We start from the raw sequence: 14,435 nt of genomic DNA, 5'->3' as shown, positions 1-14,435 counted from the left end.
GCAAATCACCCGCTGACCGCAAGGCGCTTACGCGCGCCGCTGCGCCGTACGAGGATGACGATCGTGCCGATGATGCCGATGAGCAGGCCGGCGCCGGGGATCAGGAACAGCGCGGCCACGCCGCCGAACACGCCGCCCGCGGCCGAGAGCACGTCACGGCCCACGCCGAAGCGGGCCGACGACTCCTCCTGCGTGGCGCAGGTCAGCTGGTAGTCGCCCTTGGCGGGGGCGTTGACGGCGAGGATCTCCTGCCAGGTCTTCCCGCCGGCGGTGAGCGTCTGGGTGCCGGAGACCTTGACGAGCCTGGCCTGGGCCGGGCCGCCGGAGATCTCGCACTGGTAGTTGACCCGCGTGTCGGTGGCGATGTACACGGCCGGGCGCTGGGCGGGGTCGATCGCCACCTTCACGCTTTCGCCCGACGCGAACGTGGTCGTCGGGGCCATGTCGGTCACGCTGCTCAGCACGCCGCCGGCGAACACGACCACGCCGACGACGCCCAGCACCACGGCCACGGCCCACACGACCGCGATCCACCACAGGCGTGGCTTGATCGCCTTGCCGTCGATCCTGGCCGGGAACTGGGGCTGCTGGCCGTACTGGTTGTACTGGCCGTACTGGGGCGGGGGGCCGAACTGGGGCTGCTGCTGCTGGTAAGGGGGCTGGCCGTACTGCGGGGGCTGGGGCTGGGCGTACTGGGGCTGCTGACCGTAGTAGGGACCCTGCCCCTGGGGCGGTCCGTACTGCGGGGGCTGGGAATTGTCGGTCATGCGGCAAGTGTGAGGCCTGTCGCTTGTAAGTCGCTAGCAACAGGATGGGACCCGGTGTTATCGCACCTTGTGGGCGAGAGCCGTACACTTGGCACTCGGGAACACGGAGTGCTAGACCTGTCGTTTCCCTGTAAGGCACAGGCAGGAGGTGAGCACGTGCTCGACGATCGGAAGCTGGCGGTGCTCCGCGCCATTGTCGAAGACTACGTGTCCACCAACGAACCGGTGGGCTCAAAGGCGCTGGCCGAGCGCCACAACCTGAAGGTCTCCCCGGCAACGGTCAGGAACGACATGGCCGCTCTGGAGGAGGACGGCTACATCACCCAGCCGCACACCAGCGCGGGCCGCGTGCCGACGGACAAGGGCTACCGCCTGTTCGTCGACCGGCTGTCGCAGGTCAAACCCCTGTCGGGGGCCGAGCGGCGGGCGATCGAGACCTTCCTCGCCGGCGCGGTCGACCTCGACGACGTGGTCTTCCGCACCGTGCGGCTGCTCGCGCAGCTCACCAGGCAGGTCGCGGTCGTGCAGTACCCGACGCTGACCCGTTCCACGGTCAGGCACGTCGAGCTGGTCCCGCTCAACGACCGGCGGGTCATGCTCGTGCTGATCACCAACACCGGGCGCGTGGAGCAGCGCGTGATCGAGCTGCCCGAGGTGGTGGAGGACGACCGCATCGCCCACCTGCGCGCGGTGCTCAACTCCTGCCTCGACGGCTGCGGGCTGAGCAACGTCCCCGAGCTGGTCGCCGACCTGCCCGAGCGGCTCCCCGCCGAGGACCGGCCCGCCGTGGCCACGATCCTGTCGGTGCTGCTCGAAACCCTCGTCGAACGCCACGACGAGAAGATCGTGTTCGCCGGCGCGGCCAATCTCGCGGGCGCCGACTTCGCCACCGGCCTGCGCGACGTGCTGGAGGCGCTGGAGGAGCAGGTCGTGCTCATGCGGTTGCTCGGCGAGACATCCACAGACACCCCGTCCGCGCTCACCGTGCGCATCGGCTCGGAAAACCCCTACCTTCGCGGCACGTCCATCGTCGCAACCGGATACGGTTCTGGCGACAACCAACTGGCCCGGCTCGGCGTGCTGGGTCCCACGAGGATGGACTACCCCGTGACGATGGGCGCCGTACGCGCGGTGGCACGCTACGTCAGCCAGATCCTGGCTGCATCTTAAGAGGTCGATAAGTGGCAAACAGCGACTACTACGCCACCCTCGGGGTGCGCCGTGACGCCAGTCAGGACGAGATCAAGAAGGCATACCGCCGCCTCGCCCGCGAGCTGCACCCCGACGTGAACCCCGACCCTGAGACCCAGGAGCGGTTCAAGGAGATCACGCAGGCCTACGAGGTGCTGTCCGACCCGAACAAGCGCCAGATGTACGACCTGGGCGGCGACCCCTTCGGCGGCGGCGCGGGTGCGGGCGCGGGCGCCGGCGGCTTCGGGGCGGGTTTCCCCTTCAGCGACATCATGGACGCCTTCTTCGGCACCGCCGGCGGCACCCGCGGGCCGCGCTCGCGCGCCAGGAGGGGCCGCAACGCCACCATCCGGGTCGAGCTCGACCTGCGCGAGACCGCGTTCGGCACCACCCGCGAGCTGGTCGTGGACACCGCCGTGCTGTGCGAGGTGTGCCACGGCGCCGGCGCCGCCCCCGGAACCCACCCCGACGCCTGTGACATGTGCAACGGGCGCGGCGAGATCTCCCAGGTCACCCGCTCGTTCCTGGGCCAGGTCATGACCTCGCGGCCGTGCCCCCAGTGCGGCGGTTTCGGCAGCATCATCCGCCACCCCTGCCAGGAGTGCTCGGGCGACGGCCGGGTGCGCACCCGCCGCACGATCAAGGTCCGCATCCCCGCGGGCGTCGAGGACGGCACCCACATCCAGCTCGCCGGCGAGGGCGAGGTCGGCCCCGGCGGTGGCCCGCCCGGAGACCTCTTCCTGGAGATCGTCGAGCGCCCCCACGAGATCTTCGAGCGGCGCGGCGACGACCTCCACTGCACGGTCCAGATCCCGATGACGGCCGCCGCGCTCGGCACGATCCTCGCCGTGGAGACGCTCGACGGCTCCGAGGAGATCGACGTGCGCCCCGGCACCCAGTCCGGCCAGGTCATCACCATGTACGGGCGCGGCGTGCAGCGGCTCAACGAGTCCGGCAGGGGCGACCTGCTCATCCACGTCAACGTCGAGACCCCGATGCGGCTCGACCAGCCGCAGGAGGACCTGCTGCGCGAGCTGTCCAGGCTGCGCGGCGAGGAGCGGCCGCCGGGGAAGTTCGCCCCGGGGCAGCAGGGTTTTTTCTCCCGCCTGCGTGACGCCTTCAACGGCAGGTGACGATCACCCGTGACCGTCCCCGTGTTCCTCGCCGAGGACCTCAACGGCTCCGAGCTGACGCTCGACGGCCCTGAGGGGCGGCACGCGGCCTCCGTGCGGCGTCTGCGCGCCGGTGAGCGGGTCGACCTGACCAACGGCGCGGGCGACGTCGCCGAGTGCGTGGTGCGCGAGGTGTTCAAGGACGCGCTCGCGCTCGACGTGCTCGCCCGCTACACCGTCGAGCCGCCCGCGCGGCGGCTGGTCGTCGTCCAGGGGCTGCCCAAGGGCGACAGGGGTGAGCTGGCCGTCGAGATGATGACCGAGGTGGGGGTCGACGTGATCGTGCCCTGGGCCGCCTCGCGCAGCATCACGCAGTGGAAGGGCGACAAAGTCGCCAAGGCGCTGGGCCGGTGGCGTTCCACGGCCCGCGAGGCGGGCAAGCAGGCGCGCCGGTTCCACCTGCCCGAGGTGGCCGAGCAGGCCTCCACCGCGCAGGTCGAAGGGCTGCTGGCCGACGCGGCGCTGGGGCTCGTGCTGCACGAGGAGGCCGTAGAGCCGCTGTCGCAGGTGGCGCTGCCGCCCGGCGGCGACATCGTGGTGGTCGTGGGGCCCGAGGGCGGGGTCTCGGAGGAGGAACTGCGCAGGTTCGTCGCGGCCAAGGCGGTGCCCGTGCTGCTCGGGCCCACCGTGCTGCGCACCTCCACGGCGGGGGTGGCGGCGGCGGCCGTGCTGCTCGCGCGTACCGGGCGCTGGTAGGCCCGCGGCTCAGGGAGTCGTGTGCGGCACGCCCACGAGCGGGCTGCTCAGGTCGCTCGGGGCGGCCGTCGGCAGGTCGTCCGGCGGGCACTCGTCGGCGGTGCACGTCGTCGGCGTGCCGATCGACTCCGGCGACTCCGGCGCCGTCGGTGTGGGCGTCGGCGTGATCTCGGGGCAGTCCTGCTCGCCCGCGGGGTCGCCGGTCGGGCAGGGCGTCGAGGACGGTGTCGGCGACGGCGAGGGCTGCCGGGTCGACCTGGCCGTCTCCGAGGGCCTGTGGGTCTCGCTGTGGCTCGGCGGCACGACCACGACGGGCGGCGGCTCGGCGCTGTGGCTGTCGCGCCTGGGCGGCGTGGAGAGCCTGGTCGAGGAGTTGCCGGGGGTGGTGGTCGAGTTGTCCACCGGCTCGATGGGCGCCTCGAAGATCTGGGAGCGCAGCCCGGGAACGACCATCACGATCGTCCCCGCCACCAGCACGGCGCTGATCGCCGCCGCGCCCGCACGCCACCAGAACAGGTTACGGACGCCGCGCCGCTCGATGCGGGCGCGGATGATCTGCAGTCCCTCCGGCGAGGGCACGACCGCGTCCGCCTCCGCGCGGAGCGCACGGCGCAGGACGTCGCCGTACTCGTCGGGGGGCTGGGTCATGACATCTTCTCCAGAACGGATCGCAATGCGGCCATGCCACGTGCGGTGTGGCTCTTGACCGCGCCCTTGCTGATTCCCATGGCATGGGCGATCTCAGCTTCGGACAGATCTCCGTAATAACGCAGAACCAGTGCTTCTCTCTGTCGGGTCGGCAGGGCGCGTAACGCCTCGATGACGGCGGAGCGTTCCAGCTCGCCGATCGCGCCGTTCTCGGCGCTCGGGGCGTCGGGCAGGCCCTTGGGTGCGTACTTCTCGACGACCGCGCGGTGACGCAGCACGGAACGGGACCGGTTGACGACAGACTGACGCAGGTAAGCGAGTGCCTTGTCGGGATCACGCAGTCTGCGCCAGGCGCCGTGAATGGCGACGAACGCGTCCTGCACGACTTCCTCGGCGGTTGCCATGTCACGCACCAGCAACACCGCGAGACGCACCAATGACCGGAAATGCGCGCTGTAGAGCGCGGTCACGGCCATGTCGGCATCCCACCCGACCGGCACCGCCCCCAACGACCTGTCGGCCAGAAGGGTTTCGGTGGTCACATCAGTGGGACGCGCGGCCTTCCCAGAGGGTTTACTCTCTTCCGGTTCTGAAGGTTTCCCCGGTTCCTTAGGGTGCATTACCCAGTCGTGTTCCTCGCCAGGTGGCGCTCGCCCGACCCTGAATCAACTTTTTTGCTCCGAAGTGTCGCACACTCACCCTAACTGCGCGGATCTTCCGGCGCACGACACCACGGATTACCGATTCGCAACGGACTGCCGAACGGTCGCTCTCGATAGAGTACTGCTGTGAGCGACTGTCTCTTCTGCAAAATCGTGGCCAAGGAAATTCCGGCCGACGTCGTCTACGAGAACGCCAGGGCGCTGGCGTTCCGCGACATCAATCCGCAGGCCCCGACCCACGTGCTGGTCATCCCGCGGGCGCATCACCCCGACGCGGCGTCGCTGGCCGCCGCCGACGACGGGCTCGCCGACGACGTGCTGAAGGCCGCCCATGCGGTCGCCGTCCAGGAGGGGGTGGCCGAGCGCGGTTACCGGGTCGTCTTCAACACCGGCCCCGGCGCCGGCCAGACCGTCTTCCACGTGCACGCCCATGTTCTCGGAGGGCGTGACCTCACGTGGCCGCCCGGCTGATATTGACGCGAGCAATCAGCCTGGTGCCGGATACGATGGGCGGAGAAGAACACCGAACAGACCGGGAGGCATCAGGCCGCTGGCCTGCCCATGTCCGAACTACATGAATCCCGACGCACGGCACCTCCCTCGCGCACTCAAGCCAAGGTGCTGATTCCGGACGAATACCCGATGGTCAGCCTCCTCGGCTCCCGTGACGAGCTGCTTCGCGTGATCGAGGGCGCCTTCAGGGCCGACATCCACGTGCGGGGCAACGAGATCACCGTCACCGGCAGCCCCGACGAGAGCGGCGCGGTCGTGCGCCTGTTCGAGGAGCTGGTCGAAGTGCTGCGCAGCGGCGGCGAGCTCACGCCCGACGCCGTAGAGCGGAGCATCGCGATGCTGCGCATGACCTCCGACCGTCCGGCCGAGGTCCTCTCGCTCGACATCCTGTCCTCCCGAGGCCGCACGATCCGGCCGAAGACCGTCAACCAGAAGCGGTACGTCGACGCGATCGACCAGCACACGATCGTGTTCGGCATCGGCCCCGCGGGCACCGGCAAGACGTACCTGGCGATGGCCAAGGCCGTGCGCGCGCTGCAGGAGAAGCGGGTCAACCGCATCATCCTGACCAGGCCGGCGGTCGAGGCGGGCGAGCGGCTCGGCTTCCTGCCCGGCACCCTCTACGAGAAGATCGACCCCTACCTGCGGCCGCTCTACGACGCGCTGCACGACATGGTCGACCCCGACTCGATCCCGAAGCTGATGGCCGCGGGCACGATCGAGGTCGCGCCGCTGGCGTACATGCGGGGCCGTACCCTCAACGACGCCTTCATCATCCTCGACGAGGCCCAGAACTCCTCGGCCGAGCAGATGAAGATGTTCCTGACCCGGCTGGGGTTCAACTCCAAGATCGTGGTCACGGGCGACGTGACCCAGGTCGACCTGCCCTCGGGCACGGTGAGCGGGCTGCGGGTCGTCCAGGAGATCCTGGAGGGCATCCCCGACATCCATTTCGCCCGTCTGTCCAGCGCCGACGTGGTGCGCCACAAGCTGGTCAGCGAGATCGTCGACGCCTACGGGCGCTACGACGCCACCCAGGCCACGCAGGAGCCGAAGGCCATCCACCGGGGGAAGCGACGCCCGTGAGCATCGAGATCAACAACGAGTCCGGCGTCGGCGTCGACGAGGAGAACCTCGTCGCGCTGGCCACCCACGTGCTCGGCGAGATGGGCATCAACCCGCTCGCCGAGCTGTCCATCGTGGTGGTCGACGAAGACGCCATGGCCGAGCTGCACGAGAAGTGGATGGGCGAGCCGGGCCCGACCGATGTGCTGGCCTTCCCGATGGACGAGCTGCGTCCCGGCGGCGGTGCGCGCGGCGACGGCGAGAGCCCGGCCGACCCGGCGCTGCTCGGTGACGTGGTGCTCTGCCCGCAGGTCGCCGACCGGCAGGCCAAGGAGGCCGGCCACAGCGCCCAGGCCGAGCTGGAGCTGCTGTGCACCCACGGCATCCTGCACCTGCTCGGCTACGACCACGCCGAGCCCGAGGAGCACAAGGAGATGTTCGGGCTCCAGGCTCGGCTGCTCGAGTCCTGGCAGGAGGTGCGCGACTCGCGGTGAACGCCTGGTTGCTGTGGGCCATCGCCCTTGTGATCATCGGTGGCCTGATCGCCAGTGCGGAGACGGCACTGACGCGCATCTCCAGGGTGCGCGCGGAGGAGTTCGCGCGTGAGGGCCGGCGCGGGGCCGACCGGCTCCAGGCCATCGTCACCGACCCGCCCCGCTACCTCAACCTGCTCCTGCTGCTGCGCCTGAGCTGCGAGCTGGTGGCCACGGTCATCGCGACGCTGCTGTTCATCGACCTCATGCACGACCAGGGCTGGGCGTACGTGGCCGCCGCGGCGGTGATGATCGTGGTCAGCTACGTCGTCGTCGGCGTCATGCCCCGTACGCTGGGGCGTCAGCACGCCGAGCCGGTCGCGCTGGCCGGGGCGCCGATCGTCTACGGCCTGACCCGCATCTTCGGCCCGCTGCCCAAGCTGCTCATCCTGCTCGGCAACGCCCTGACCCCCGGCAAGGGCTTCCGCGACGGCCCGTTCACGTCGGAGGCCGAGCTGCGCGACCTGGTCGACCTGGCCGAGGAGCGCCGGGTGATCGAGCCGGACGAGCGCGAGATGATCCACTCGGTCTTCGAGCTGGGCGACACGCTGGTCCGCGAGGTCATGGTGCCGCGCACCGACATGGTCTACATCGAGCGCGGCAAGACGATCAGCCAGGCGCTGTCGCTCGCGTTGCGCAGCGGCTTCTCCCGCATCCCGGTCGTGGGCGAGAACGAGGACGACGTCATCGGCATTGCCTACCTCAAGGACATCGCCCGCAAGATCCACGAGTCGGGTGAGGGCGGCGGCAAGGAGACCGTCGAGTCGATCATGCGGCCGGCCGCGTACGTGCCGGAGAGCAAGCCCATCGACGAGCTCATGCGGGAGATGCAGGCCCGGCAGATCCACATGGCGATCGTCATCGACGAGTACGGCGGCACCGCCGGCCTGGTCACCATCGAAGACGTCCTGGAGGAGATCGTCGGCGAGATCACCGACGAGTACGACCAGGAGGCCCCGCGCGTGGAGACCATGCACGACGGCGCCATACGGGTGACCGCCCGCATGCCGGTCGACGAGCTCGGCGAGCTGTTCGACACCGAGCTCGAGGTCGACGACGTCGAGACCGTCGGCGGCCTGCTGGCCCACGCGCTCGGCCGGGTGCCGATCGCCGGGTCGCAGGCCGAGGTGGCCGGGCTGGAGCTGACGGCCGAGAGCCTGGCCGGGCGGCGCAACCGCATCAGCACCGTCGTCGTCCGCAGGGTCGCGCCGTCCGAGGAGGACGACGTCCAGGCCGGAGCCGAACGGGAGTGACCGCTTTGCGGGGAGATGTCGCAAGCGTTCTACAAGTCTTCTGCAAGTGGGGTCCGGCAGTCTCATCCCTGACACCCGGTGCGGTGGGTGTCACGAGGAAGCGTCCGAACGCCGGGTGGGGTTCGCGGCGGGAGGACGCTCCTGGGGGGACGATGGCGTTCCGGCCGGCTGGCCGGCCAGGGCGTCGATCGGCGTAAAGGGTGTTCTCGTCTGAAAACCAGGCGGGGGCACCCTTTTTGCGTTTGGTGGAGACGCTGGGGAGATTGCCGCATTCGTCGCCTGGGGAGGCTGCGGTCCAGGGGGAATCATGAAACCGGGGATCATCGTGTACGGGCTGCTGGCCGCGACCCTGGCGGGCTGCGCGGGAGGCGGCGCGGAGACCGTCGTCGACGCCCACGCCATGGCCCAGCTCCGCGACGTGCTCAACAGGCGGCCGAGCCTGCCGGACGGCTTCGCGCAACGGCCCGATCAGGCGTGGCGGGTGCCGTTCGGCCGGGTGGACCAGAGGTGCAGGTCCGCACTCGACGCGGCGGCCGGGCACGCGCCGCAGGAGGGGCTCACCGGCCAGGCGGCGGTCAGCTACCAGGGGGACGGCCTGGGGGAGCGCGCGGCCGTCGGCCTGGCCCGGTACGCGGGCGAGGAGGCCGAGGCGCGCTTCGACGCGCTGAGCGACGCCCTGGAGTCGTGCCGGGAGATCCGTACGGCGGGCGGCACCGACCTGCGGGCCCGCAGGCTGGACCTGGGCGACGCCGCCCGCTCCGGGGACGAGGCCGCCGGGACGCGGCTGCGCGGACGGCTGAACGGCTACCCGTACGCCCTGGACGTCGTGCTGTCGCGGACCGGCGACACACTGGTGTCGGTCGTGCACGCCGGCATCACCGACGTGGACCGGGACCGGACGAGGAAGCTGGTCGCCGCCGTGCTTTCGATGTCCACGGCCTAACCTGGTCCTCGTGACTCTCGATCCTGAAGACAGCAAGATCATCACCTTGGCGCGGGCGGCCAGGGCGCGCAACGAGGCCGCCGAGGGCGCCGCCGTGCGCGACGAGACCGGCCGCACGTACTCGGCGACCGACGTCGCGCTGTCGTCGCTGAGGCTGTCGGCCGTGCAGGTCGCGGTGGCCATGGCGGTCTCCAGCGGCGCGCGGTCGCTGGAGGCGGTCGCGCTGGTGACGGCGGGCGAGCCGTCCCCGGCCGACGAGGCGGTCGCGTCGGAGCTGGGCGTCAAGGCCCTGCTCGTGGCCGGCCCCGACGGCACGCTGAGGTCCTGACGTGGGCATGACGCCGTTCCTGGCCCGGCTGCGGGCCAAGATCGGCAACGACCTGCTCATGCTGCCGTCGGTCAACGGGTGCGTGTTCGACCACGCCGGGCGGGTGCTGATGGCCAGGCACGGCGACGACGGCCTGTGGGCCACCCCCGGCGGCGGCGTCGACCCCGGCGAGCGGCCCGAGGAGGCGGTGGTCAGGGAGCTGCGCGAAGAGCTGGCCATCGAGGTCGAGGTACGCGGGCTGGTCGGCGTCTTCGGGGGCCCCGAGTACCGCACGGTCTACCCCAACGGCCACGAGGTGGCGTACGTCATCGCCATGTACGCCTGCACCCTCGCCTCCGGCACGCCCGTCCCCGACGGGGACGAGATCACCGACTACCGATGGGTGGCCGAGCACGAGGTCGGCGGCCTGACGACGACGGCCTGGACGCCCCTGGCGTTGCCCGACGCGTTCGCCTGGTGGCGTGAACACGGCGGCTGATAAGCGACAATGCACAATGTGACTTCGCCAGACAACCATCGCGCCGGATTCGCCTGCTTCGTGGGAAGGCCGAACGTCGGCAAGTCCACGTTGATGAACGCCCTGGTCGGCGCCAAGGTGGCGATCACCTCGTCCAAGCCGCAGACGACCAGACGGGTCATCAGGGGCATCGTGCACCGCCCCGACGCCCAGATCGTCATCGTGGACACGCCGGGCCTGCACCGGCCGCGCACGCTCCTCGGCGAGCGGCTGGACAGCCTGGTGCTGTCCACGCTCACCGAGGTCGACGTGATCGGCTTCTGCGTGCCGGCCAACGAGCCCATCGGCAAGGGCGACCGGTTCATCGCCGACAAGCTGGCGGCGGTGAAGAAGACGCCCGTGGTCGCCGTGGTGACCAAGTGCGACCTGGCGAGCCGGCAGCAGATCGCCGAGCAGCTGCTCGCGGTGTCGCAGGTGGCCGAGTTCGCGGCGGTCGTGCCGGTGTCGGCGCAGTCGGGCGAGCAGCTCGACGTCCTGGGCGACGTGCTGATCGAGCACCTGCCCGAGTCGCCGCCGCTCTACGAGGGCGGGCAGCTCACCGACGAGCCCGAGCAGGTGATGGTGGGCGAGCTGATCAGGGAGGCGGCCCTGGAGGGCGTCCGCGACGAGCTGCCGCACTCGATCGCCGTGGTCGTCGACGAGATGTTGCCCCGCGAGGGGCGCGAGGACCTGCTCGACATCTACGCCCACATGTTCGTCGAGCGGCCCTCCCAGAAGGCCATCGTCATCGGGCACAAGGGCGAGCGGCTGCGCGACGTGGGCACCAAGGCCCGCAAGCAGATCGAGGCGCTGCTCGGCACGCGGGTCTACCTCGACCTGCGGATCAGCGTGGCCAAAGACTGGCAGCGCGACCCCAAGCAGCTTCGCCGGCTCGGCTTCTTCGACTGACCCGACAGCGCCCGTGACCCGACAGCGCCCGAGCGGGCCGGGTCAGCGCGCCCGGCGCACCAGGGTGAGCACGGACAGCACGACGATCGCGAGCGAGCAGGCCAGCGCGGCGAACCAGCCGAACCTGATGACCGGCTCGACCGACAGCAGCCGGCCCAGGTCGATGGAGAGCCGGTCGCCGATGCGGCCGGGGTCGGCGACGAACATCACCAGCAGCAGCGTGGCCAGCGCGCCCGGGATCACGGCGAGGGCCGCGACGCGTGGCCGGCCGCCGAGCAGGCCCATGACGCCGAGCGCCAGCGCCGCCAGCCCGGCGAGCAGGGTGTACAGGCCCGTGCTGACGTCGATGCCGCGCACGTCGTCGGAGACGCCGCCGCCGAGCAGGTCGCTGCGGGCCTCGATCCCGGCCCAGGGCATGATCGCGGTGAGCACCAGGAGGGCGGCCGCGACGGCGACGGCCAGCGCGGCGCCGCGGCGGGCGGACGTCGTCCGGGCGGGCTTGAGGTCATCGGCCACACGATCACTGTAAGCCGGGCTCCCGCCCGTCACCACCCGGCGCGACGGACTCGTCACCAAGCCGCGCGCCCGCCGCCGGGCGGGGCCGGCGGTCAGGTCGTCGCCAAGTCGCACACCCGCCGCCGGGTGGGGACGGGCGGGGGCGGCGGTCAGGGGGTGGCCAGGAAGGCGCGGGCGTTGGCGGCGGCCCGGCGGTCGCCGGTCTCGTCGAAGATCTCCAGGGCGGCCGTGGCCAGCTCGCGGGCTCGTCCGGCGGCGCCCTCCGCCCGGTTGACCCGGGCCAGGGCCAGCAGCGCGTACGCGTCGAGCAGGCGGTCGCCGAGCCGTACGGCGATGCCCCTGGCGCGTTCGGCGGCGGACCTGGCGTCGGGTTTGGCGCCCTGCGCCAGCCGTACGGCGGCCAGGTCGAGCAGGGTATCGGCCTGCCGGTGCCGGTCGCCCAGCTCGGTCAGGTGGCCGACGGCCGCCAGCAGGCGGACGGCGGCCTCCTCCAGACGGCCCGCCCGGCGCAGCACCGCGCCCAGCACGCGTTCGGCGTCGGCGGCGTCCCGCTCGTTGTCGGCCGCCTCCAGGCAGGCCAGCAGCGCCCGCTCGGCCTCCTCCAGCCGGTCCCGCTCCAGGTGCACGCGGCCCAGGCGGCGCCGGGTGTGGTTGACGTCGCGGGTGCGGCCCTGGCGCAGGAACATGCCGAGCGCCAGCCGCAGCTTCTCGTGGGCCAGGTCCCAGTCGCGCTCGGCCAGGTGCAGGTCGCCCTGGTCGAGCAGGACGAGCGCCTCGCCCCGGTCGTCGCCGGACCGCCTGGCGCTCTCCAGCGCCCGGTCCGAGACCGCCCGCCAGTCGTCGAGGAACCGGTGACGCTCCAGGTACGGCCCCAGCAGGTGCGCCAGCCGCCAGCACGGCTCGTCGAGGCCGGCGGCGTGCAGGTCGGCCACCAGGCTCACCAGGAACGGCCGTTCGGCGTCCAGCCATTCGACCGACTCCCTGATGTCCCTGGTCGCCACGGCCGTGCCCGGGTCGCCCGACACCAGCGAGAAGCGCGAGGCCCGCACCCGGGCCAGCACGAGCTCCGACACCTCGGCCAGCACGCCCGGCAGCGGCTGCTCGCGGGCGAACAGCCGGGTCAGGTCGTGCATCCGGTAGCGGACCTGGCCGGCCGCGTCCACGCCGTGCGTCTCCAGCAGGCCCGCGTCCACCAGGGCCTCGGCGCCGCCGCCGAGCCGGTCGGTGAGCCAGTCGGCGAAGTCGGGGGCCGACAGCGCGCCGAGGCCGCGTAACGTGCGCCTGGCGGGCTCGGGCAGGCCCTCGTAGCCGATGGCGAACACGCTGCGGACCGCCTGGTCGCCCGCGTGCAGCCGGTCGAGCCGCTTGTGCTCGTCCTCAAGGAGGCCCACCAGGTAGTCCACCGTCCAGTTCGGGCGGGCCGCCAGCCTGGACGCGGCGATGCGCAGCGCGATCGGCAGGCCGCCGCAGAAGCGGGCCAGGCGGTGCAGCGCCTCGTCCGCGGGCCGTCCGGAGCCGGTCGTGAGCAGGGCCAGGGCGTCCTCCTGGCCGAGCACGCCCACCGACAGCCGGGTCGCGCCGGTCAAGCCGCCCAGGGACGAGCGGCTGGTCACGACCGTCGGGCAGGACGTCAGCAGCGGGCGCACCTGGGCCTCGCCGGCGGCGTTGTCCAGCAGGACCAGCAGGCCGCGGTTGGCGGTGTAGGCGCGGAACAGGCGCTCGCGCTGCTCAAGCCCGGCCGGGATGGCCTGGGCCGGGCAGCCGAGCCAGCGCAGGAAGTCCTCCAGGACGGCCGAGGGGGCCGTGGTCTCGCGCAGGTCGGCGTACAGGATGCCGTCGGGGAAGGACTCGCGGGCCCGCCAGGCGGCGTGCACGGCCAGGGCCGACTTGCCCGCGCCGGCCTGGCCGTGCACGACGACGTGGCCGCCGACCACCCGGTCGAGCAGGTCGGCGCGGCCGGTGAAGCCCGCGATGTCGGGCGGCAGCAGCACCGGAGGGCCCGCCGACACGTGCAGCGACACGTCGTCGTGGAGCATGCGGTGGTAGAGGAGCTGGAGCTCGGGGTCCGGCTCGATCGCGTGGCCGCCGTCGAGCTGGTCGCGCAGCACCGCGTACGCGGCCAGCGCGTCGACCCGGCGGCCGCTGCGGTAGAGGGCCAGCATGTACTGGCCGCGGAAGCGCTGCCACAGCGGGTGCTGCTTGGTCAGCCGCTTCAGCTCGGCCAGCAGCTCGCGGTGGCGGCCGGCGTCCAGGTCGGCCTGGAGGCGGCGTTCCAGGGCGAGCAGGCGCAGCTCCTCCAGCTCCTCGCGCAGGCGCCGGGTCTCCTCCCACCGCTCGCCGTCGGGGTCCAGGTCCTCCAGCGCGGGGCCGCGCCACAGCGTCAGCGCCTCCTCGTACGAGCCGCGGTCCACCAGCAGCCGGAACCGGTCGACGTCGAGCTGGTGGCCGCCGATCGCCAGCGCGTACGAGCCGGACACGGTGGTGATCACGTCCTTGCCCAGGAGCTGGCGGAGCTGGCCCACGTACCCGCGTACCAGGGAGTCGGAGCGGTCGCCGCCCTCGCGCGGCCACAGCAGCCGGCGCAGCCGCTCCACGGTCAGCGGACGGCCCGCGTTCAGCAGGAACATCGCCAGCAGGTCGCGGTGCTTGGGGGTCGTGGGGGTGCGATCCCGGCCGCCGTCCCGGACGTCGAGCGGCCCCATGATGCGAAATTCCACGCGACCTTCCTTTTGGGAGGGGATGT

Annotated in this window: 16 protein-coding genes; 11 read left to right on the top strand and 5 right to left on the bottom strand. The window is 71.7% G+C overall.

Annotated elements, in window-relative coordinates; genetic code table 11:
• Positions 1-5: 5 nt before the first annotated feature.
• Positions 6-767, bottom strand: coding sequence for a hypothetical protein (locus ACIA8R_RS40215; protein ID WP_357694100.1), 762 nt, complete (start codon positions 765-767; stop codon positions 6-8).
• A gap of 156 nt (positions 768-923) precedes the next feature.
• On the opposite strand from ACIA8R_RS40215, the gene hrcA reads away from it, so the two are divergent.
• Genes hrcA through ACIA8R_RS40200 form a run of 3 tightly spaced genes read left to right on the top strand, consistent with a single transcriptional unit; the run spans position 924 to position 3,826 of the window.
• Entirely contained in the window at positions 924-1,937 is a 1,014-nt protein-coding gene (gene hrcA, locus ACIA8R_RS40210) for a heat-inducible transcriptional repressor HrcA (protein ID WP_357694098.1), read from the top strand.
• An 11-nt stretch (positions 1,938-1,948) separates the two neighbouring features.
• Positions 1,949-3,091, top strand: coding sequence for a molecular chaperone DnaJ (gene dnaJ / locus ACIA8R_RS40205; protein WP_357694095.1), 1,143 nt, complete (start codon positions 1,949-1,951; stop codon positions 3,089-3,091).
• A 9-nt stretch (positions 3,092-3,100) separates the two neighbouring features.
• Positions 3,101-3,826, top strand: a complete 726-nt coding sequence (locus ACIA8R_RS40200) for a 16S rRNA (uracil(1498)-N(3))-methyltransferase (RefSeq protein ID WP_357694092.1) — start codon at positions 3,101-3,103, stop codon at positions 3,824-3,826.
• A 9-nt stretch (positions 3,827-3,835) separates the two neighbouring features.
• Here ACIA8R_RS40200 and ACIA8R_RS40195 read toward each other — a convergent pair whose 3' ends face one another.
• Both ACIA8R_RS40195 and ACIA8R_RS40190 read right to left on the bottom strand, forming a co-directional pair.
• Positions 3,836-4,474, bottom strand: coding sequence for a hypothetical protein (locus tag ACIA8R_RS40195; protein WP_397042765.1), 639 nt, complete (start codon positions 4,472-4,474; stop codon positions 3,836-3,838).
• A complete protein-coding gene (locus ACIA8R_RS40190; protein WP_113704031.1) occupies positions 4,471-4,950 on the bottom strand; it encodes a SigE family RNA polymerase sigma factor in 480 nt (159 codons plus the stop codon). The genes ACIA8R_RS40195 and ACIA8R_RS40190 overlap by 4 nt, the downstream gene beginning before the upstream one ends.
• Before the next feature lie 312 nt (positions 4,951-5,262).
• Between ACIA8R_RS40190 and ACIA8R_RS40185 the strand changes: the two genes are divergently transcribed.
• The 8 genes from ACIA8R_RS40185 to era all read left to right on the top strand — a co-directional run bounded on the left by ACIA8R_RS40185 (position 5,263) and on the right by era (position 11,176).
• Positions 5,263-5,607, top strand: a complete 345-nt coding sequence (locus tag ACIA8R_RS40185) for a histidine triad nucleotide-binding protein (RefSeq protein WP_357694087.1) — start codon at positions 5,263-5,265, stop codon at positions 5,605-5,607.
• 90 nt (positions 5,608-5,697) lie between these two features.
• Positions 5,698-6,735: a PhoH family protein gene (locus tag ACIA8R_RS40180; RefSeq protein ID WP_357694085.1), complete on the top strand. Its 1,038-nt coding sequence runs from the start codon at positions 5,698-5,700 to the stop codon at positions 6,733-6,735.
• Complete coding sequence (gene ybeY / locus ACIA8R_RS40175) at positions 6,732-7,208, top strand: rRNA maturation RNase YbeY (protein ID WP_357694083.1); 477 nt, start codon at positions 6,732-6,734, stop codon at positions 7,206-7,208. Before ACIA8R_RS40180 ends, ybeY begins: the two co-directional genes overlap by 4 nt.
• Complete coding sequence (locus ACIA8R_RS40170; RefSeq protein ID WP_397042762.1) at positions 7,205-8,500, top strand: hemolysin family protein; 1,296 nt, start codon at positions 7,205-7,207, stop codon at positions 8,498-8,500. The genes ybeY and ACIA8R_RS40170 overlap by 4 nt, the downstream gene beginning before the upstream one ends.
• A 307-nt stretch (positions 8,501-8,807) precedes the next feature.
• On the top strand, positions 8,808-9,443 hold the full coding sequence (locus tag ACIA8R_RS40165; protein WP_357694078.1) for a hypothetical protein: 636 nt from the start codon (positions 8,808-8,810) through the stop codon (positions 9,441-9,443).
• A gap of 10 nt (positions 9,444-9,453) precedes the next feature.
• On the top strand, positions 9,454-9,771 hold the full coding sequence (locus tag ACIA8R_RS40160) for a cytidine deaminase (RefSeq protein WP_397042760.1): 318 nt from the start codon (positions 9,454-9,456) through the stop codon (positions 9,769-9,771).
• Positions 9,772-9,778: 7 nt separating this feature from the next.
• A complete protein-coding gene (locus ACIA8R_RS40155; RefSeq protein ID WP_364087376.1) occupies positions 9,779-10,249 on the top strand; it encodes an NUDIX domain-containing protein in 471 nt (156 codons plus the stop codon).
• 18 nt (positions 10,250-10,267) lie between these two features.
• A complete protein-coding gene (era, locus tag ACIA8R_RS40150) occupies positions 10,268-11,176 on the top strand; it encodes a GTPase Era (RefSeq protein WP_397042758.1) in 909 nt (302 codons plus the stop codon).
• A 42-nt stretch (positions 11,177-11,218) separates the two neighbouring features.
• On the opposite strand, the gene ACIA8R_RS40145 is transcribed toward era, so the two are convergent.
• Entirely contained in the window at positions 11,219-11,692 is a 474-nt protein-coding gene (locus tag ACIA8R_RS40145; protein WP_397042756.1) for a hypothetical protein, read from the bottom strand.
• A 149-nt stretch (positions 11,693-11,841) separates the two neighbouring features.
• Positions 11,842-14,409, bottom strand: coding sequence for a BTAD domain-containing putative transcriptional regulator (locus ACIA8R_RS40140; protein ID WP_397042755.1), 2,568 nt, complete (start codon positions 14,407-14,409; stop codon positions 11,842-11,844).
• Between the last annotated feature and the right edge of the window lie 26 nt (positions 14,410-14,435).

This window comes from Nonomuraea sp. NPDC051191, assembly GCF_044455665.1.
Lineage (GTDB): Bacteria > Actinomycetota > Actinomycetes > Streptosporangiales > Streptosporangiaceae > Nonomuraea.
The sequence above is the reverse complement of the archived record's forward strand: the minus strand, read 5'-3'. Positions and strand labels throughout refer to the sequence as shown.

Coding starts and splice junctions, on each gene's coding strand:
- ACIA8R_RS40165 (WP_357694078.1), top strand. CDS start 8,808: ATGAAACCGGGGATCATCGTGTACGGGCTGCTGGCCGCGACCCTGGCG.
- ACIA8R_RS40195 (WP_397042765.1), bottom strand. CDS start 4,474: ATGACCCAGCCCCCCGACGAGTACGGCGACGTCCTGCGCCGTGCGCTC.
- ACIA8R_RS40155 (WP_364087376.1), top strand. CDS start 9,779: ATGACGCCGTTCCTGGCCCGGCTGCGGGCCAAGATCGGCAACGACCTG.
- ACIA8R_RS40190 (WP_113704031.1), bottom strand. CDS start 4,950: ATGGCCGTGACCGCGCTCTACAGCGCGCATTTCCGGTCATTGGTGCGT.
- ACIA8R_RS40215 (WP_357694100.1), bottom strand. CDS start 767: ATGACCGACAATTCCCAGCCCCCGCAGTACGGACCGCCCCAGGGGCAG.
- ACIA8R_RS40180 (WP_357694085.1), top strand. CDS start 5,698: ATGTCCGAACTACATGAATCCCGACGCACGGCACCTCCCTCGCGCACT.